The sequence below is a fragment of the Lapillicoccus sp. genome (assembly GCF_046595215.1).
Classification (GTDB): domain Bacteria; phylum Actinomycetota; class Actinomycetes; order Actinomycetales; family Dermatophilaceae; genus Lapillicoccus.
Genome location: NZ_JBKJPP010000007.1, coordinates 13,282 through 30,876, shown reverse-complemented (window position 1 = coordinate 30,876; position 17,595 = coordinate 13,282). Strand labels below are relative to the sequence as shown.

Genomic DNA, 17,595 nt, shown 5'->3' with positions numbered 1-17,595 from the left:
CCTACTGCCTCGGCGTCGAGCGGCTGCTCGACATCGAGGACGACATCCCGGAGAAGGCCAAGGTCATGCGGTTCAGCTCCATCAGGAGCACCCGCATGACCTTGGCCTTCTCCGGGATGTCGTCCTCGATGTCGAGCAGCCGTTCGACACCCAGGCAGTAGGTGGCCTCGTTGAACAGCGGGGCCAGGTAGTCCATCCGGGTGCAGAACGTGACGCCCTGGACCCAGGAGCGGTACTCCATGTTCTTCTCGATGCCGGTGTGCAGGTAGCCGATCCCCGCGCGCGTCTCGGTCACCGTCTCGCCGTCGAGCTCGAGAATCAGGCGGAGCACGCCGTGCGTCGACGGGTGCTGCGGACCCATGTTGACGACGATGCGTTCCTCGTGGAGGGCAGCTGCCTCGTCGATGAGCTGGTCCCAGTCACCGCCGGTGGCGTTGAAGATGTGGGCGCCCTCGGCCGCGGCGGTGTCCGCACCCGAGGTCGCGTAGATGTCGCTGGTTTCGGTGCTCATCAGTTGTAAGACCTCCGCTGGTCCGGCGGCGGGACCGTGGCCCCCTTGTACTCGACGGGGATGCCGCCGAGGGGGTAGTCCTTGCGCTGCGGGTGGCCCGGCCAGTCGTCGGGCATGAGGATCCGGGTCAGTGCCGGGTGGCCGTCGAACTGGATGCCGAACATGTCCCAGGTCTCGCGCTCGTGCCAGTCGTTGGCAGGATAGACCGCGACGATCGACGGGATGTGCGGGTCGCTGTCGGGGCAGGTGACCTCGACCCGGATCCGGCGGCTGCCGTGGGTGATCGAGAGGAAGTGGTAGACGGCGTGCAGTTCGCGGCCCGCCTCGGCGAGGTAGTGCACCCCGGAGACGCCGGTGCAGACCTCGAACCGCAGGCTCGGGTCGTCGCGCAGCGTCTGGGCGAAGGCCACGAGGTGCTCGCGGCGCACGAAGATCGTCATCTCGCCGCGGTCGACGGTCACCCGCTCGACGGCCTCTCCCCACGACGCGGTGCCGCCGACGAGCGCCCGCTCGAGGTGGTCGGCGACCTCGTCGAAGTAGCCGCCGAAGGGCCGCTGCGACGCGCCGGGGAAGAGGATCGGTGACTGCAGGCCGCCGTATCCCGAGGTGTCGCCGCCCTGGGAGGCGCCGAACATGCCGGTGCGCTCGCCGACGACGACCGGGTCCGGCGTCGTGCCCAGCAGGGCCGGGAGGTTGGTGTGCTCCTCCGCGGCTTCCTGGCCGGCGGCGTGACCGGTCACCGGCGCCGTGCTGTCGTCGTCGGCCATCAGGCGAGCAGTCCCTTCATCGCGTGGGTCGGCGTCGCCGACAGGGCTGCCGCCTCGGCCGCCTTCACGGCGTTCACCCGGTTGATGCCCAGCGGCTCGTTCTGGATCTGCTCGTGGAGGGTGATGATCGCGTTGAGGAGCATCTCCGGGCGCGGCGGGCAGCCGGGCAGGTAGATGTCCACAGGGACGATGTGGTCGACGCCCTGGACGATCGCGTAGTTGTTGAACATGCCGCCGGAGCTGGCGCACACCCCCATGGAGATGACCCACTTGGGGTTCGGCATCTGGTCGTAGACCTGGCGTAGGACGGGGGCCATCTTCTGGCTGACGCGGCCGGCGACGATCATCAGGTCGGCCTGGCGCGGCGTCGCAGAGAACCGCTCCATGCCGAATCGCGCGATGTCGTAGTCCGGGGTGCCGACGGCCATCATCTCGATGGCGCAGCAGGCGAGGCCGAACGTGGCCGGCCACATCGAGCTCTTGCGCATGTAGCCGGCCATGCCCTCGACCGTCGACAGGAGGAACCCGGCGGGAAGCTTCTCTTCGATACCCATGAGGGGTGCCCTTCCTTAGTCCCACTCGAGACCGCCGCGGCGCCAGACATAGGCATACGCGACGAAGACGGTGAGGATGAACAGGACCATCTCGAGAAGCGCGAACAGTCCCAGCTGGTTGAACGCCACGGCGAACGGATAGAGGAAGATGCTCTCCACGTCGAAGACGATGAACAGCATCGCCGTGAGGTAGTACTTGACCGGGACGCGACCGCCACCCACCGCATGCGGCGTCGGCTGGATGCCGCACTCGTAGGCCTCCATCTTGGCCCGGTTGTAGCGCTTCGGCCCGACGACGAGGCTGGTGCCGACCGAGAGGACCGCGAACGCGGCGCCGAGGCCGAGGAGCATCAACAACGGGACATACGGGTTCGTCATCCGGTGATCCCCTTCCGGTTCTCGGTCACGTTCCAGTTTTCGGGCACGCAGGCGCCTTCCGGGCCGCTCGGGCCCATCCTATGGGCGCCCGTGGCGATGGCGCTCACGCGTTGGGCGCCATCGAGGAGAGGGCATGGATGAGCCGGTCGTCGGCCCGCCCGCCGTGCTGCTCGGGCAGGTTGGCCATCACCTTGAGGAGGAACTTCATCAGGGTCGTGCGCGGCAGGCCGTAGGTGGTCGCGAGGCGCATCACCTCGGGGTTGCCGATCGCCTTGGCGAACCAGCGCCCCAAGGTGAAGTAGCCGCCGAGAGCGTCCTTCATGACCCGGGGATAGGACTGCAGGACCCGCTCACGGCCGGCGTCGTCGGGTCGGGCGAAGGCCTGGGCGACGACCTCCGCAGCGAGCCGACCGGACTCCATGGCGTAGGCGATGCCCTCACCGTTGAACGGGTTGACCATCCCGCCGGCGTCGCCGACGAGCATGAGGCCCTTGGCGTAGTGCGGCTGCCGGTTGAAGCCCATCGGCAGAGCGGCCCCCCGGATCGGGCTGACCATCGTCTCCTCGGAGTAGGTCCACTCCGGCGGCATGGTCGCGACCCAGCTCCGCATGACGTCCTTGTAGTCGACCGTTCCGAACGCCTTGGAGGTGTTGAGGATGCCGAGCCCGACGTTGGACGTGCCGTCGCCGACCCCGAAGATCCAGCCGTAGCCGGGCAGGAGCACGCGGTTGCCGGACGGGTCCTGGGACCACAGCTCGAGCCAGGACTCGAGGTAGTCGTCGTCGTGGCGCGGTGACGTGTAGTAGGTGCGGACCGCGACGCCCATGGGGCGGTCGTCCCGCTTCTCGCGGCCCATCGCCAGGGACAGCCGCGAGGAGTTGCCGTCGGCGGCGATGACGAGCGGCGCGTGGTAGCCGATCTCCGGGCCGCCGGAACGGCCCTGCTCGTCGACCGCCCTGGCCCGCACGCCGACGATGGCGCCGGACCCGTCGGTGATCGGGCCGACGACGTTGGTCGCCTCGAGGAGACGGGCGCCGTGCTTGACCGCGTGGCGGGCGAGGATGTCGTCGAAGTCCATCCGGGTCCGGACCAGGCCGTAGGGCGGGAAGTCCGCGTTGTCGGGCCAGTCGAGCTGCAGCCGCATGCCCCCGCCGATGATCCTCAGGCCGTGGTTCTTGATCCAGCCGTCGTCCTCGGGGGTGGGGATGCCCAGGGTGACCAGCTCGCGGACGGCTCGGGGCGTCAGCCCGTCACCGCACACCTTCTCGCGGGGGAAGCGGGTCTTCTCGAGCAGGAGCACGTCGAGACCGCTCATCGCGAGGTAGGCGGCGGTCGCGGCGCCACCGGGGCCCGCGCCGACGACGATCACGTCGGCGGACTCCCCCCGCGCAGGGGGCGTCGGGGGGCCCATGGAGGCCTCGGGGGCGGTCTCGGTGCTCATGGTCCTGGCTCTACCTGCCTGCTTGTGAAGAGGTTCACGAACTTGTGTCGAAGTGTAATCCTCCGCTGCGACGACGCCGCCCCGACTCCCCCCGGACTCCCCCGACTCCGATAGGGTCAGTCCTTGACAGCGCGGTGGAGGGCGACGATGCCGCCGGTGAGGTTGCGCCAGGACACGTCGCCCCAGCCGGCCGCCTCGAGGTATCGGGCCAGCTCGCGCTGGTCCGGCCACTCCCGGATCGACTCCGCGAGGTAGACGTAGGACTCGGGGTCGGACGAGACCCGGCGGGCGATCGCCGGCAGCGCCCGGATGAGGTAGTTCAGGTAGACCCCGCGCACCGGTGGGCTCACCGGCTGGCTGAACTCGCACACGACGAGCCGCCCTCCGGGCCTGGTGACGCGGTGGAACTCGACGAGGGCGCCGAGGGGGTCTGAGACGTTCCGCAGCCCGAACGACATGGTCACGGCATCGAAGGAGCCGTCAGCGAAGGGCAGGCGCATCGCGTCCGCTGCAGTGAACCCGAGGTCCGGCCGGCGCCGTCGGCCCACCTTCAGCATCCCGAGCGAGAAGTCCCCGGGGACCACGTTGACGCCAGCGTCGGCGAAGGGCTCGGAGCTCGTGCCGGTGCCGGCGGCGATGTCCAGGACGGTCTCGCCGGGCTGGGCACCGACGGCCCTGACCGTCGCCCGACGCCACCACCGGTCCTGACCGAGGGACAGGACGTCGTTGGTCAGGTCGTACTTCGCGGCGACTTCGTCGAACATCTGCGCGACGTCCGAGGGGAGCTTGTCGAGGCTGGCGCGGGTCATGTGCCCATCCTCGCTCACCCTCCGGTATGCCGTGGCGGCACCTCCCGCTGGCGCACGCGGCTGGGGTGCCGGGTCCGGCAGGCCCATCCGGGAGCGGCACCGCCGGTGCGGGACCGGCCACATCCATGGCGGGATGCCCGGTCGTCAGTCGTAGCATGATCGCGATGTCCACGCTCCCGCAGCCGCACCCCGAGCCGGTGCCCGACCCGCTCAACCGGCAACTCGCCGCGCCGCCCGTCGGGGCGCCGCTCGTGGTGCGCACCGTGGCCTGCGAGGACCCCGGCGCCCTCCTGGGACTCATCCCCAGCGGGCTCGGCCCGGACGAGATCCTTTCCTGGGTCCGGCGCGGTGAGGGACTCGTCGGCTGGGGTCGGGCCGAGACCTTCACGGCGCGGGGTCCGCAACGGTTCACCGAGGCGCAGGCCTGGTGGGGCAACGCGGCCCGCCACGCGGTCGTGCGGGACGAGGTCGGCCTCCCCGGCACGGGTCCCGTGGTCTTCGGCTCCGTGCCCTTCGCCGACGACTCGGCGGAGGCGGCCCTGTTCATCGTCCCCGAGGTCGTCGTCGGGCACCGTGGCGGCCGGTGGTGGCTCACGACGGCCAGTCGGGACCCGCAGCTGCGGCCGATCCCGGTCGTCGGCCCCACGACGCCGCCCGAGGCCCCGGACGACGTGTCCTTCTCCGACGGTGCGCTCTCCCCGACCGAGTGGGCCGGCGTGGTCGCCGAGGCGGTTACCCGGATCACCCGCGGAGACCTCGACAAGGTCGTCCTCGCCCGCGACCTCTGCGTAGAGGCGTCCTCGCCCGTCGACGCGCGGTGGATCCTCCGCCAGCTCGCGCAGCGCTACGACAACACCTGGACGTTCTCGGTCGGGGGGCTGGTCGGAGCGACCCCCGAGCTGCTCGTGCGACGCGACAAGGGGCTCGTGACGTCCCGGGTGCTCGCCGGGACGATCCGCCGCACCGGTGACGACGGCAAGGACCTCGCTCTCGCCGGCTCGCTCGCGCGCTCGAGCAAGGACCTCGAGGAGCACGAGTACGCCGTCCGCTCCGTCGCCGAGGCCCTCGCCCCGCACTGCTCGTCGATGAACGTGCCCGAGTCTCCCTTCGTCCTGCACCTGAGCAACGTCATGCACCTCGCCACGGACGTCGCCGGCGTCAGCTCGGACGACGCCTCCTCCCTGGCCCTGGCCGCCTCGCTCCACCCGTCGGCAGCCGTGGGCGGGACTCCCACGACGGACGCCGTCGCGCTCATCGCCGAGCTCGAGGGCATGGACCGTGGACGCTACGCCGGGCCGGTCGGGTGGATGGACGCGACGGGTGACGGCGAGTGGGGCATCGCGCTGCGCTGCGGCCAGTTCGTCGACGACGCGGCGACCGCGCTGTGGATCTATGCCGGCTGCGGCATCGTCGCGGGGTCGGAACCCGAGTCCGAGGTGGCCGAGTCCGATGCGAAGTTCGTCCCCATGCGGGACGCGCTCAGCGGCGGCTGGTCAAGCGGGCCGGGGGGAGCCCGCTCAGGTGATGGCGACGAAGGCCGGGGAGAGCACCGTCGGCGCCAGCAGGTCGCCGATGCTGGTGAGGGTGTCCACCAGCACGGGGCCCCTCTCCACGGACCGGACCAGCTCTGACAGGTCGTCCAGACGTCCCGCGGCCATCAGCTCGACCCCGATCTCGGCTTCGGCAAGCCAGTCCTCGCCGACGACGGCAAGGACCTCGGCCACCAGGGTCGGCGCCAGCGCCCGCAGCCAGGTTTCGGCGGTCAGCAGGTCACCCGCCAGGACCACGCGGGCCACGAGCTGCTGGGCTGGTCCGGACAGGGAGACCCGAGCCAGGCCTGGCCCCGCGGGGACGGCGTCCAGCCCGGCCGTCGAGCCGGTGGTGTCCAGCAGGATCGTCTCGAGCAGCGCCACGTCGAGCGCGTCGACCGCTCGGCCGAGGGACGCCGCCGGCCGTCCGGAGCGGCTGCCGCTCCCCATCGGCAGTGCACGGCTGCCCCGGCGGTCGGGTCGGTCGGGTGGGTCGGTTCGGTCGGGGCGCCGGCCGTCGCGGACGGCGCTGAGCGGGACATGACGCATATCCTGCAGGACGCACCCGGGTGGGGATCAGATACATCCTCGGCACGCGGCATACCCCGCAGCCCCCGGACCGGCGGTTGCCGGGCCTTGGGCGAGCGCCAGCCCCCGTCGACGAGATCGAGCAGCCCCGCCACACCGGTCGGCGCTTCACCGTCGCCAGCCGACGTCGGGCCGGCGCGGGACCGGGGAGGCGGCTGAAGCACGGCATACTCGGGGGTCGTGACCTCCTCCGAGCGTGCGGTGCGCCTGCTCACTACCCTCGCGGCGGCGGGCGTGCGCGACATCGTGCTCGCCCCGGGCTCGCGCTCGGCCCCACTGGCCATCGCCCTGTATGCCGCGGACGTCGCTGGCGACGTGCGGCTGCACGTGCGCATCGACGAACGCACCGCCGGCTTCCTGGCCCTCGGGCTGTCGACCGGCTCGCGCCGCCCGGTGGCCGTGGTGACCACGTCGGGAACGGCGGTCGGCAACCTCCTGCCCGCCGTGATGGAGGCGCACCACAGCGGGCGGAAGGTCGTCGTCGTGTCGGCCGACCGCCCCGACGACCTGCGCGGCAGCGGGGCCAACCAGACGACCGCGCAGGCCGGGATATTCGGGACCTTTGCGCCCTGCACAGACCTGACCCCTGACACGTCGGACGACGCCCTCGAGGCCGCGGTGCTGGCGGCCTGCCGCCGCGAGGGCCCGTCCCAGCTCAACCTCCAGCTCACGCCGCCGCTGCTGCCCGGCGGCCCCGACTCGGAGCACGCCCCCTGGTGGCCCGCTCCCGGATCGACGGATCGCCCTTCTCCGGCACGGAACCGCGATGCTCCGAGCCCTGAGTCGGGGTCCGAGACGGGAGCGAGGTCGGCCCGGGGATCCGGCCCGGGCGTCGGCCCCGGCGGATCCGCGCCCGGCGCCGAGGTCCTCGCCCGGGGTCCGCGCACGGTCGTCGTCGCGGGTGACGACGCCGGCTCGCCCGCCCGGATCCTCGCCGAGCGGGCCGGCTGGCCGCTGCTCGCCGAGCCCACCTCGGGGGCCCGGGTGGGAGCAAACGCGATCCGCACCTACCGCCTGCTGCTCGCCACGGCGCTGGCCGCCGGCATCGAGCGGGTCGTCGTCCTCGGCCACCCCACCCTGTCGCGGCCGGTCACCGCGCTCATTTCCCGCGAGGACCTCGAGGTCCTCGCCGCGCCGGGACCCGGCGGCATCGTCACCGACCCCGCTCACGTCGCGCGCCACCTCGACGCCGTCCCCGAGGTCGACCGGGACGTCCCCCCGACCGACACCGACCTCGAGTGGCTGCGCGCCTGGCAGGACGCCGACGCCGCACTGTCCGCGCGGCTGGACGACTGGGTGGATGCCCGGCCCGGCCTCACCCCGTTCCACGTGGCCCGCGAGGTCGCGGCCGCCGTCACGCCCGACGCCACCCTCGTCGTCGGCTCGTCCAACCCGGTCCGCGACCTCGACCTCATGACCGTCCCCTACCCACCTCACGAGCACCGGTTCGTCGTCGGCAACCGGGGGCTCGCCGGCATCGACGGCACCGTCTCCACCGCCATCGGGGTCGCCCTGGGCCGGCGCAGGACCTCGCGGACCATCGCGGTCCTCGGGGACCTGACCTTCCTCCACGACAGCAACGGCCTGGTCATCGGCCCCGACGAGCCGCGCCCCGACCTGACGCTCGTCGTCGTCAACGACGACGGGGGTTCGATCTTCACCGGGCTCGAACAGGGCTCTGCCGACTACGCGCCCGCGTTCGAACGGGTCTTCGGCACGCCCCACGGCGTCGACGTCGAGGCGCTCTGCCGGGCCAGCCACACGACATACGAGCGGGTGTCCACGGCCGAGGAGCTGCGCCGCGTCCTGGCCCTCGACCCGCACGGGATCCGCGTCGTCGAGGCCCGGGTCAGCCGCGCCGACCGACGCGCCGACGGGGCCGCCATCGCCGCCCTGGTGAGGGATTGAGCACGTGACGACGTCTCCGAGCATCGCCCGCTCGAGCATGGTGATGGCTGGTGGCACCATCGCCTCGCGGATCCTCGGGGTCGTGCGCCAGTCGCTCATCGTCGCGGCGATCGGTGCGGGCCTGACCGGCAACGCGTTCTCGGTTGCCAACACGCTGCCCAACGTCATCTACATGATCATCGCCGGCGGGGTGCTGAACTCGATCCTCGTGCCGCAGCTCGTCAGGGCCGCGACGAACCCCGACCGCGGGCGGGACTTCACCGACCGCATCCTCACCGTGACCGGCCTCGGCTTCCTCGTCGTCACGATCGGGTGCACGGCCGGGGCGGGGTTCCTCGTCAGCCTCTACGCCAGCGCGATGCAGCCGGACGCGTTGTCCCTCGCGACGCTCTTCGCGTTCCTCACCGTCCCCCAGATCTTCTTCTACGGCCTGTATGCCGTGCTCGGCCAGGTGCTCAACGCCAGGGGGCAGTTCGCGGCCTTCGGTTGGGCACCGGCCGCGGCCAACGTCGTGCAGATCATCGGTCTCGTGGCGTTCATCCTCCTCTACCAGGGCAACATCGACCCCGGCCAGTGGTCTCCGGCCATGGTCCTGCTGTTCGCCGGGACCGCGACCCTCAGCATCGCCGTCCAGGCCATCTTCCTCGTCATCCCCCTGTGGCGCAGCGGCTTTCGGTGGACCCCGCGGTTCGGCCTGAGAGGGGTCGGCCTCGGTCAGACGTCCAAGGTGGCGGGGTGGGCGTTCGCCGGGCTCATCATCAGCCAGCTCGGGTTCCTGATCGCCTCCAACATCATGGTCAGGGCCGCCGACGCGGGGACCGCGCAGCACTTCATCCCCGGGCCGCTGGTCTACGCCAACGCCCTCTTCGTCTTCATGGTCCCGCACTCGTTCGTCGCTTTGTCGATCATCACGGCGCTCTACCCGCGGATCTCGCGGGCCGCACACGAGGGAGACACGACCCTGCTCCGTCGGGAGTACGCGCGCGGCCTCACCGTCCCCACCGCGCTCACCCTGCCCGCATCCGTCGGGCTGATGACGTTCGCCATGCCCGTGACGGTGCTGCTCTTCAGCTCGCGTGACCCGGGCGAGATCCGGCCGACCGCCCAGGTGCTCGCCGCCATGGCCCTGGGCGTCGTGCCCTTCGGGATCGACGTGCTCAACCAGCGGTTCTTCTACGCCCACGACGACGGACGCACCGCCTTCTGGGAGCAGCTGGTGCTCACCGGCTCCGCGACGACGATCACCGTGGTGACGCTCGCGTTCCGGCCCGAGCACACGGTCGCGATCATCGGCGCCGGCATCGTCGCGAGCAACGTCCTCAGCTCGCTCTTCGGGATGGTGTTGGTCCGCCGGCGGCTCGGACACCTCGGTGGGCGCGAGATCGCCCGCACGTGGCTGCGGATCGGTCTCGCCTCGGTGGTCGCCGCCGTCATCGCGTGGCCCGTGGTCCTCGGGTTCGACGGGCTCGTGAGCGGCCGGCCCGGAGCCGTGCTCGTGCTCGTCGTCGGGGGCGGCGTGTTCGGCGTGGCCTACCTCCTCATGGCGTGGATCCTGCGGATCCGCGAGGTCGGTGAGCTGCTCGACCCGATCCTGCGCCGCCTTCCCCGTCGCGGTGGGCGCCACGACCCCGGCCACTGACGTCCTCCACGTCGGGGCGCTGACCTCGGCGGCTGTTGACGCCGCACCTCCGGGTACGCCAAGGTAAGCAAGCGCTTAGTTCAACCCCGGGACCGGGTCGCCTGCCGTCCGCCCGGGGAGTCCTCGCTCCCCGCGAGGCGACCCCACGGCATACCGGAGCACTTCGGGTGAGGAGAGTCATGGCACGGATGGCACGCTTCGAGGGCACGGTGGCCATCGTCACCGGCGCAAGCCGGGGGATCGGCCTCGCCATCGCCTCGCGGCTCGTCGACGAGGGGGGGAAGGTCTGCATCACCGCCCGCAGGCAGGAGGCGCTCGACGCGGCGCTCGAACAGCTCGGCGGGCGACAGCACGCCATCGCCGTGGCCGGCCGCGCCGACGACCTCGCCCACCAACGCAACGCGATCGCCGAGACCATCGAGACCTTCGGCAGCCTCGACCTGCTCGTCAACAACACGGGGATCAACCCGGTCTACGGTCCGCTCGTAGGCCTCGACCTCGACGCGGCCCGCAAGATCGTCGAGGTCAACTGCATCGCCGCCTTGTCGTGGGTCCAGCAGGCCCACGCCGCCTGGCTGGGCGAGCACGGTGGCGCGATCGTCAACGTCTCCTCCCTTGCCGGGCTCAAGCCCGCACCGGGCATCGGCTTCTACGGCGCGAGCAAGGCGATGCTGGGGCACCTCACCGAGGAGCTCGCGGTCGAGCTCGGCCCGACGATCCGGGTCAACGCGGTCGCCCCCGCCGTGGTCAAGACCGCCTTCGCGACGGCGCTCTACGAGGGGCGCGAGGAGCAGGTCGCCGCGGCCTACCCCCTCAAGCGGCTCGGCGTCCCTGACGACGTCGCCAGCGTCGTCGCCTTCCTCCTGTCCCCGGACGCGGCCTGGGTCACGGGTCAGACGGTGGTCGTCGACGGCGGCCTGATCCTGACGGGCGGGGTCTGAGATGTATGCCGTGGGGTCCACGGCCGTCGTCACCGGCGCCGCGCACGGCATCGGTCGGGCGATCGCGGAACGGTTGGTGCGCGGAGGTTTTCGCGTCGTCGTGGGCGACGTCGACCCCGCCCTGACCGCGGTGGCGGACGAGCTGGGCGTGCACGCCTTCGTCGGCGACTGCGCCAGCGAGGAGGGCGCGGCGGCACTCGTCGCGGCCGCCCGAGAGCACCTCGGCACCATCGACGTGTTCTTCGCCAACGCCGGCGTCGAGGCCGGGCGGGGGCTGGAGTCGCCCGAGTCCGACTGGGCGCTCTCGCACGAGGTCAACGTCATGGCGCACGTCCGCGCCGCGCGGCTGCTGGTGCCGACGTGGCTGGAGCAGGGCGGCGGCCGCTTCGTGGTCACCGCGTCTGCCGCCGGGCTGCTGACGATGCTCGGCAGCGCTCCCTACTCGGTCTCGAAGCATGCAGCGGTCGCGTTCGCCGAGTGGCTCCGGGCGACCTACGGCCACCGGGGGGTCGTCGTGCAGGCCGTCTGTCCGCAGGGGGTGCGGACCAGGATGCTCGAGCAGGCCGGCCCCCTGGCTGAGCTGCTTTCTCGCGACGGCGCTCTCGAGCCGGACGACGTCGCCGAGTGCGTGTGGACGGCGCTGGGAGGCACCCAGTTCCTCGTCCTGCCCCACCCCGAGGTCGGCGACTACTTCCGGCTGCGGGCAGCCGACCCCGACGCGTGGCTCGGTGGCATGGGCCGGCTGCAGGCCAGGCTCGACGCATCCGATCCCACAGCGACGTTCGAACCCACAGCGACGACCGATCCCACAGCGACGACAAGGAGCCGGTCGTGAAGGCTTGGCAGGTGCGCGATCTCGGCGAACCCCGGGACGTCATGCACCTCGAGGACGTCCCCGAACTGGTCGCCGGACCCGGACAGCTGCGGGTGCGGGTCCTCGGCTCGGCGGCCAACTTCCCGGACGCCCTGATGTGCCGCGGGCTCTACCAGGTGCGTCCCGACCTGCCCTTCACCCCGGGTGTCGAGCTGTGTGGTGAGGTCCTCGAGACCGGCTCCGGCTCAACGGGGTTCGCGGTCGGCGACAGGGTCATCGGAGCGTCGGTCCTGCCCCACGGCGGGTTCGCCGAGGAGGCGCTGATGGAGGCGCAGGCCAGCTTTGCCGCTCCGGCAGGGCTCGACGACGCCCAGGCGGGCGGGTTCTTCATCGGCTACCAGACCGGGTGGTTCGCGCTGCACCGCCGGGCCCACCTGCAGCCCGGTGAGACGCTGCTCGTCCACGCCGCCGCGGGTGGTGTCGGCAGCGCCGCAGTCCAGCTCGGCAAGGCTGCGGGCGCCACGGTGATCGGCGTGGTCGGTGGACCCGACAAGGCCGCGGTGGCCCGCGAGCTCGGCGCCGACATCGTGGTCGAGCGGCACACCGAGGATTTCGTCGCCGTCGTCAAGGAGGCCACTGGGGGGCGGGGGGCCGACGTCGTCTACGACCCGGTCGGCGGCGAGACCTACGAGCGCTCGACGAAGTGCATCGCCTTCGAGGGCAGGATCCTCGTCATCGGGTTCGCCGGTGGGAGCATCCAGACGCCCGCCCTGAGCCATGCGCTGATCAAGAACTACTCCGTGCTCGGGCTGCACTGGGGCCTCTACGCCCGGATGGACCCCGGCGCCGTGCGCGAGTGCCACGCCGAGCTGACGCGCCTTGTCGACAGCCGCGTGATCGCGCCCCTGGTCAGTGAACGGCTCCCGCTCGACGCCGTCGCCGACGGGGTCCAGCGCCTCGCCGACGGGTCGACGATCGGGCGCGTCGCCTACGTCGCGTCAGCGTCAGCACGGCATACGACGGTGGAGCTGGAGACCCCGTGACCGCCACCCAGCCCCCCGGGCTCGATCTCGTGGCGCTCGAAACGTGGCTGGCCGACGCGGCGCCCGGTCTGCTCACCGGGCCCCTCACCGGGGAGGTGATCGCGGGCGGCAAATCCAACCTCACCTACGTCGTCACCGACGGCACCGGCTCGGTCATCGTGCGCCGGCCCCCGCTCGGTCACGTCCTCGCGACGGCGCACGACATGGTCCGCGAGCACCGCGTCATGGCCGCGCTGCTGAAGACGGCAGTCCCGGTCCCCGAGATGTATGCCGTCTGCGCGGACGCCGCTGTCATCGGCGCCCCGTTCTACGTCATGGAGCTCGTCGACGGTATCCCCTACCGAGCTGTCGAGGAGCTCGAAGCGCTGGGAGCAGAACGCACCCGGGCCATCGGCGAGCGGATGGTCGACACCCTGGCAGACCTGCACGACGTGGTGCCCGCGTCGGTCGGGCTGGCCGACTTCGGCCGGCCACAGGGGTTCCTCGCGCGGCAGGTGCGGCGCTGGGGGGCGCAGCGGGCGAGCTCCCGCAGCAGGGATCTCGTCGGGGCCGACGAGCTGGAGCGACTGCTGCGAGAAGGGCTGCCGCAAGAGTCAGCGCCGGCCATCGTCCACGGCGACTACCGCCTCGACAACCTGCTGGTGAACCCGGGTGACGAGATCGGCGCCGTGGTCGACTGGGAGATGGCGACGCTCGGCGACCCGCTCACCGACGTCGCGCTGCTGCTGACCTACCACCGGATCGCCGACCTGGAGCTCGGCGCGGGGGTCTCGACGGCGTCGAGAGCACCGGGGTTCGTCTCGCGCGACGACGTCGTCGCCCGCTACGGCGCCCGCAGCGACCGCGACCTGACGCACCTCGGGTTCTACGAGGCGTTGGCCTGTTTCAAGCTCGCCGTGATCCTCGAGGGGATCCACTACCGCCACGTCCACGGACAGACCGTGGGCGAGGGTTTCAGCCAGATCGGTGCGATGGTCGAGCCCCTGCTCGCCCTCGGCCTCGACTCCATGAAGGAGCACTGATGGACTTCGCCCACGACGCCCGCACGGAGGAGCTGCGAGAGTCGCTGCTCGGCTTCATGGACAGCCACGTCCACCCGGCCGAGACGGTCTTCTCCGAGCAGCTCGACGCGCTGGACGACCGGTGGGCCTGGACGCAGGTGCCGGTGCTGCAGTCGCTGCGCGAGGAGGCCCGGGCGCGGGGGCTGTGGAACGCGTTCCTGCCGGGCGAGGGCGGCGCCGGGCTGACGAACCTGCAGTACGCGCCCCTGGCGGAGATCACCGGACGCTCGATCTCGCTCGCCCCGGCGGCCCTCAACTGCGCCGCGCCCGACACCGGCAACATGGAGGTCCTCGAGACCTTCGGCACCCCCGAGCAGCAGGAGCAGTGGCTGCAACCGTTGCTGCGCGCGGAGATCCGCTCCGCCTTCGCGATGACCGAGCCGGATGTGGCATCGTCGGACGCCACCAACATCGGCACCCGGATCGAGCGGGACGGCGATGACTACGTCGTCACCGGGCGCAAGTGGTGGATCACCGGCGCGATGAACCCCGACGCCTCGCTGCTCATCGTCATGGGCAAGACCGACCCGTCAGCCGACCGGCACCGCCAGCAGAGCATGATCATCGTGCCCCGCGACGCCGAGGGGCTCGAGGTCAAGCGGGGCATGACGGTGCTCGGTTACGACGACCACGACCACGGTGGCCACGCCGAGCTGGAGTTCCACGGTGTGCGGGTGCCCACGAGCAACCTCATCGGCGGCGAGGGGGACGGGTTCGCCATCGCGCAGGCCCGCCTCGGTCCCGGGCGGATCCACCACTGCATGCGCTCCATCGGGGTGGCCGAGCGTGCCGTCGAGCTGATGTGCCAGCGGGTCAGCGAACGGGTCGCCTTCGGTCGGCCCCTGTCGGAGCAGGGCGTCATCCGCGACTGGATCGCCGAGTCCCGGGTGCGTCTCGAGCAGCTGCGCCTGTTGGTGCTCAAGACCGCGTGGCTGATGGACACCGTCGGCAACAAGGGTGCCCACACGGAGATCCAGGCGATCAAGATCGCGACGCCACAGACCGTGGAGTGGATCCTCGACAGGGCGATCCAGGCGCACGGGGCCGCGGGCCTGGGGCAGGACTTCCCCCTCGCGCACGCCTTCGCGGGCATCCGGTCGCTGCGGTTCGCGGACGGCCCGGACGAGGTGCACAAGAACGCCCTCGCCAAGGCCGAGCTCAAGCGCCAGGCCGCCAGCCGGGGCTGACGTCGGCGCCCGCCCCTGACGGCAGCGCCCTCCGGTCCGCCGATGGGGAAGGTTGACCACATCATGGTGTGGTCAACCTTCCCCACAAGGGCCCCCGTTGCCGGGCTGCCCCCGCGTTGCCGCACTGCGCTCAGCGGCGGCGGTCCGCGAGCGCTGCGGTGACCAGCTCTGTGTTGGTCCGGACCCTCAGCCCGACCTCGTCGAGCAGGGTGTCCTCCAGGCCGATCCGGGTGTCATAGCCGTGCTCCTGGGCCCACCGCAGGACCGGCCAGGTCCACCGTTCCTGACCGTGGACGAGCACCGGGGCCGGCTGCCTCCCCAGAGCCGTCAGGATGCGCTCGACCGCCCAGACCCCGTTGCTGCCGGGGGTGTGGCCCGGGAGCGTCTCGACGAGGACGCGCTCGACCTGCCACGCCCAACGGGTGGCGATGAACTCGGAGGCCGCAGTCGGGGTGAAGAGTCCCGCCTCGACGCCGATCCCGCGGGCCCGCAAGGTGCCGGCCAGCTCAACCGCTCCGCTCTCGTGCCAGTTGACGCTGACGAAGTCCGGGCCGCCGTCCCCAGGGCCCGGCCACCGTCTGACCAGCGCCAGCCGCTCGGCGGGGTCCGGGCAGATCCCCGCGTGGGTGCTCACGCCGACCGGGACCCCGGGGACGAGCTCCCGGATCGCGGCGAGGCTCACCAGGATCAACTGGGCGTCGAGCGACTCCCGGCCGAGGTCGCCCCGGGGGTGGACGTGGATCGCGCACGCCCCTGCGTCCACCGCGGCCAGGGCAGCCTCGGCGACCTGCGCGGGCGTCACCGGCACCCTTTCGTGGGAGGGCCGGTCGCCGTTGAGACAGACCTTGAGCATGGCTCATCCTCTCCCGCCCACCTGACCTCCCGCTTGTCGGGGCGAGGTTGACGGGTCGAGCTGGCGGGCCTGCCGTGCCAGGGCGGCGTAGCAGGCGGTCATGCGGTCACGCCACCACTGCGTCCGCTCGCCCGACGCAGCGAGCGCGTCGACGAGTGACTCGTCGACCGCCGGCGGCCCGACACCGATCGAGCCGTCGACCGGCACGACTGACGGCCGCGCCACGTCGTCGGCCAGCAACTCCACCGTGGCGAGCCCGCAGGCGTATGGCAAAGCCGGCAGCGCAGCGGCGAGGGCCGCTCCAGCGGCGATCCCGACGGAGGTGTCGAGTGCCGAGGAGACCACTGTCGGCAGTCCGCATGCCTGGGCGATGTCCAGGGCCCGGCGCACGCCTCCGAGCGGCGCGACCTTGACGACAATGATGTCGGCGGCCTGCTCGCGAACGACCCGGAGCGGGTCCTCGGCCTTGCGGATCGACTCGTCCGCGGCGATGAGCACGTCGACCCCCTTGCGCACCAAGGCGATCCGCAGCTGCGTCAGCTGCTCCACCGAGGCGCACGGCTGCTCCGCATACTCCAGCCCGTATGCCGCGAGCGCACCGAGCGCCGTCACCGCCTGTTCCACGTCCCACCCGCCGTTCGCATCGACCCGGATCCGGGCGTCTGCCCCCATGACGTCGCGGACCGCCGCGACCCGGCATACGTCGTCGGCGAGGGACTGGCCCCGCTCGGCGACCTTGACCTTGACCGTCCGACAGCCGTCGTAACGGGCGAGCACCCCCGCCACCTCCTCGGCCGAGACGGCGGGGACCGTCGCGTTGACGGGCACCCGGTCCCGCACCGGAGCCGGCCACCCCTGCCAGGCCGCCTCGATCGCCGAGGCGAGCCAGCGGGACGCCTCCTGCGGGGCGTACTCGAGGAACGGCGAGAACTCCCCCCACCCGGCGGGTCCCTGCACGAGGGCAGCCTCCCGGTGCGCGACGCCCCGGAAGGGCACGCGCATGGGGATGCTCACGACCCGCAGGCCGGCCAGGAGGTCGTCGAGATCCGGGAGGCTCATCGGACGAACTGCGCTTCGGGGCGGTTCTCGACGGCATGGGCGATGCGATCGCGGTTGCGGGCGGACATCTGCGGTAGGGCGTCGAGGGGATACCAGCCGGCGTCGGTCGACTCGTCGTCCCCCACGGCGGGTTCGCCGCTCACCCAGGTGCACCGGAAGGTGTGTTCGAGGTACTGCGCGAGGTCACCGTTGGCGTGGATGATCGGCGTGCCGACGCTGACCCAGACGAGCCGCTCGGCGCGGGCGACGACGCAGGCCTCCTCGAGCACCTCGCGCACCGCCGCCACCGCGGGCTCCTCTCCAGGGTCGACGATGCCGGTGACCGGGCTCCACTCCCCGTTGTCGACACGCCGGACGAGCAGCACGTCGGAGCCCCGGATCACGACCGCGGCCACCCCCGGCAGCCACAGCGACATGGTGCCCACCCGCTCGCGCAGGGCCACGACGAAATCCGGGATCGGCATGACCCCGACTCTACGACGGGACTCCCGGGGCGAGGAGCGCGCGGGGGCC

General features: G+C 71.9%; 17 protein-coding genes and 1 pseudogene. 8 read left to right on the top strand and 10 right to left on the bottom strand.

The annotated features are described in order from the left end of the window. Positions 1–61: 61 nt before the first annotated feature. From ACLL9L_RS00560 to ACLL9L_RS00535, 6 genes and pseudogenes are all read right to left on the bottom strand, one after another. Positions 62–511 (bottom strand): annotated as a pseudogene (locus tag ACLL9L_RS00560) (NADH dehydrogenase subunit D); the annotation flags it as partial. Next, positions 511–1,278, bottom strand: coding sequence for an NADH-quinone oxidoreductase subunit C (locus ACLL9L_RS00555; RefSeq protein ID WP_411282690.1), 768 nt, complete (start codon positions 1,276–1,278; stop codon positions 511–513). The gene ACLL9L_RS00555 and the pseudogene ACLL9L_RS00560, both read right to left, overlap by 1 nt. Continuing rightward, positions 1,278–1,832 carry a NuoB/complex I 20 kDa subunit family protein gene (locus ACLL9L_RS00550; protein WP_411282689.1) on the bottom strand — a complete coding sequence of 185 codons (555 nt, stop codon included), beginning with the start codon at positions 1,830–1,832 and terminating at the stop codon, positions 1,278–1,280. The genes ACLL9L_RS00555 and ACLL9L_RS00550 overlap by 1 nt, the downstream gene beginning before the upstream one ends. A gap of 15 nt (positions 1,833–1,847) precedes the next feature. Then, the gene (locus ACLL9L_RS00545; RefSeq protein WP_411282688.1) at positions 1,848–2,210 is read right to left on the bottom strand and encodes an NADH-quinone oxidoreductase subunit A; all 363 of its coding nucleotides are present in this window, start codon (positions 2,208–2,210) and stop codon (positions 1,848–1,850) included. 103 nt (positions 2,211–2,313) lie between these two features. Further along, positions 2,314–3,651 carry a geranylgeranyl reductase family protein gene (locus tag ACLL9L_RS00540; RefSeq protein ID WP_411282687.1) on the bottom strand — a complete coding sequence of 446 codons (1,338 nt, stop codon included), beginning with the start codon at positions 3,649–3,651 and terminating at the stop codon, positions 2,314–2,316. Positions 3,652–3,767: 116 nt separating this feature from the next. Next, positions 3,768–4,460 carry a demethylmenaquinone methyltransferase gene (locus tag ACLL9L_RS00535; RefSeq protein ID WP_411282686.1) on the bottom strand — a complete coding sequence of 231 codons (693 nt, stop codon included), beginning with the start codon at positions 4,458–4,460 and terminating at the stop codon, positions 3,768–3,770. A gap of 164 nt (positions 4,461–4,624) precedes the next feature. On the opposite strand from ACLL9L_RS00535, the gene ACLL9L_RS00530 reads away from it, so the two are divergent. Next, positions 4,625–6,091, top strand: coding sequence for an isochorismate synthase MenF (locus ACLL9L_RS00530; protein WP_411282685.1), 1,467 nt, complete (start codon positions 4,625–4,627; stop codon positions 6,089–6,091). On the opposite strand, the gene ACLL9L_RS00525 is transcribed toward ACLL9L_RS00530, so the two are convergent. Then, entirely contained in the window at positions 5,978–6,439 is a 462-nt protein-coding gene (locus ACLL9L_RS00525; protein ID WP_411282684.1) for a hypothetical protein, read from the bottom strand. The genes ACLL9L_RS00530 and ACLL9L_RS00525 overlap by 114 nt on opposite strands. A 318-nt stretch (positions 6,440–6,757) precedes the next feature. On the opposite strand from ACLL9L_RS00525, the gene menD reads away from it, so the two are divergent. From menD to ACLL9L_RS00490, 7 genes are all read left to right on the top strand, one after another. Further along, positions 6,758–8,485 carry a 2-succinyl-5-enolpyruvyl-6-hydroxy-3-cyclohexene-1-carboxylic-acid synthase gene (gene menD / locus ACLL9L_RS00520; protein ID WP_411282683.1) on the top strand — a complete coding sequence of 576 codons (1,728 nt, stop codon included), beginning with the start codon at positions 6,758–6,760 and terminating at the stop codon, positions 8,483–8,485. Between the two features lie 4 nt (positions 8,486–8,489). Continuing rightward, positions 8,490–10,124 (top strand): murein biosynthesis integral membrane protein MurJ, encoded by a 1,635-nt coding sequence (gene murJ, locus ACLL9L_RS00515; RefSeq protein WP_411282682.1) that lies wholly within the window; start codon positions 8,490–8,492, stop codon positions 10,122–10,124. A gap of 188 nt (positions 10,125–10,312) precedes the next feature. Beyond that, positions 10,313–11,065, top strand: a complete 753-nt coding sequence (locus ACLL9L_RS00510) for an SDR family oxidoreductase (RefSeq protein WP_411282693.1) — start codon at positions 10,313–10,315, stop codon at positions 11,063–11,065. A 1-nt stretch (position 11,066) separates the two neighbouring features. Beyond that, complete coding sequence (locus ACLL9L_RS00505; protein ID WP_411282681.1) at positions 11,067–11,900, top strand: SDR family oxidoreductase; 834 nt, start codon at positions 11,067–11,069, stop codon at positions 11,898–11,900. Further along, positions 11,897–12,922 carry an NADPH:quinone oxidoreductase family protein gene (locus tag ACLL9L_RS00500; protein ID WP_411282680.1) on the top strand — a complete coding sequence of 342 codons (1,026 nt, stop codon included), beginning with the start codon at positions 11,897–11,899 and terminating at the stop codon, positions 12,920–12,922. The genes ACLL9L_RS00505 and ACLL9L_RS00500 overlap by 4 nt, the downstream gene beginning before the upstream one ends. After that, positions 12,919–13,944, top strand: a complete 1,026-nt coding sequence (locus ACLL9L_RS00495) for a phosphotransferase family protein (protein WP_411282679.1) — start codon at positions 12,919–12,921, stop codon at positions 13,942–13,944. The genes ACLL9L_RS00500 and ACLL9L_RS00495 overlap by 4 nt, the downstream gene beginning before the upstream one ends. Beyond that, entirely contained in the window at positions 13,944–15,170 is a 1,227-nt protein-coding gene (locus ACLL9L_RS00490; RefSeq protein WP_411282678.1) for an acyl-CoA dehydrogenase family protein, read from the top strand. The genes ACLL9L_RS00495 and ACLL9L_RS00490 overlap by 1 nt, the downstream gene beginning before the upstream one ends. 130 nt (positions 15,171–15,300) lie before the next feature. Here the strand turns inward: ACLL9L_RS00490 and ACLL9L_RS00485 are convergent, their stop codons facing one another. The 3 genes from ACLL9L_RS00485 to ACLL9L_RS00475 are packed head-to-tail and all read right to left on the bottom strand — an operon-like array spanning position 15,301 to position 17,546. After that, positions 15,301–16,023 carry a 3-keto-5-aminohexanoate cleavage protein gene (locus ACLL9L_RS00485; RefSeq protein WP_411282677.1) on the bottom strand — a complete coding sequence of 241 codons (723 nt, stop codon included), beginning with the start codon at positions 16,021–16,023 and terminating at the stop codon, positions 15,301–15,303. A 3-nt stretch (positions 16,024–16,026) separates the two neighbouring features. Continuing rightward, positions 16,027–17,082, bottom strand: coding sequence for an o-succinylbenzoate synthase (locus ACLL9L_RS00480; RefSeq protein ID WP_411282676.1), 1,056 nt, complete (start codon positions 17,080–17,082; stop codon positions 16,027–16,029). Next, entirely contained in the window at positions 17,079–17,546 is a 468-nt protein-coding gene (locus ACLL9L_RS00475; protein WP_411282675.1) for an NUDIX hydrolase, read from the bottom strand. Before ACLL9L_RS00475 ends, ACLL9L_RS00480 begins: the two co-directional genes overlap by 4 nt. Between the last annotated feature and the right edge of the window lie 49 nt (positions 17,547–17,595).

Bases quoted from the DNA above. Each gene is read 5' to 3' on its own strand.
- ACLL9L_RS00545 (WP_411282688.1), bottom strand. From the start codon at position 2,210: ATGACGAACCCGTATGTCCCGTTGTTGATGCTCCTCGGCCTCGGCGCC.
- ACLL9L_RS00540 (WP_411282687.1), bottom strand. From the start codon at position 3,651: ATGAGCACCGAGACCGCCCCCGAGGCCTCCATGGGCCCCCCGACGCCC.
- ACLL9L_RS00490 (WP_411282678.1), top strand. From the start codon at position 13,944: ATGGACTTCGCCCACGACGCCCGCACGGAGGAGCTGCGAGAGTCGCTG.
- ACLL9L_RS00550 (WP_411282689.1), bottom strand. From the start codon at position 1,832: ATGGGTATCGAAGAGAAGCTTCCCGCCGGGTTCCTCCTGTCGACGGTC.
- ACLL9L_RS00485 (WP_411282677.1), bottom strand. From the start codon at position 16,023: ATGCTCAAGGTCTGTCTCAACGGCGACCGGCCCTCCCACGAAAGGGTG.
- ACLL9L_RS00510 (WP_411282693.1), top strand. From the start codon at position 10,313: ATGGCACGCTTCGAGGGCACGGTGGCCATCGTCACCGGCGCAAGCCGG.
- ACLL9L_RS00475 (WP_411282675.1), bottom strand. From the start codon at position 17,546: ATGCCGATCCCGGATTTCGTCGTGGCCCTGCGCGAGCGGGTGGGCACC.
- ACLL9L_RS00525 (WP_411282684.1), bottom strand. From the start codon at position 6,439: ATGGGGAGCGGCAGCCGCTCCGGACGGCCGGCGGCGTCCCTCGGCCGA.
- ACLL9L_RS00535 (WP_411282686.1), bottom strand. From the start codon at position 4,460: ATGACCCGCGCCAGCCTCGACAAGCTCCCCTCGGACGTCGCGCAGATG.
- ACLL9L_RS00530 (WP_411282685.1), top strand. From the start codon at position 4,625: ATGTCCACGCTCCCGCAGCCGCACCCCGAGCCGGTGCCCGACCCGCTC.
- ACLL9L_RS00555 (WP_411282690.1), bottom strand. From the start codon at position 1,278: ATGGCCGACGACGACAGCACGGCGCCGGTGACCGGTCACGCCGCCGGC.
- ACLL9L_RS00505 (WP_411282681.1), top strand. From the start codon at position 11,067: ATGTATGCCGTGGGGTCCACGGCCGTCGTCACCGGCGCCGCGCACGGC.
- ACLL9L_RS00480 (WP_411282676.1), bottom strand. From the start codon at position 17,082: ATGAGCCTCCCGGATCTCGACGACCTCCTGGCCGGCCTGCGGGTCGTG.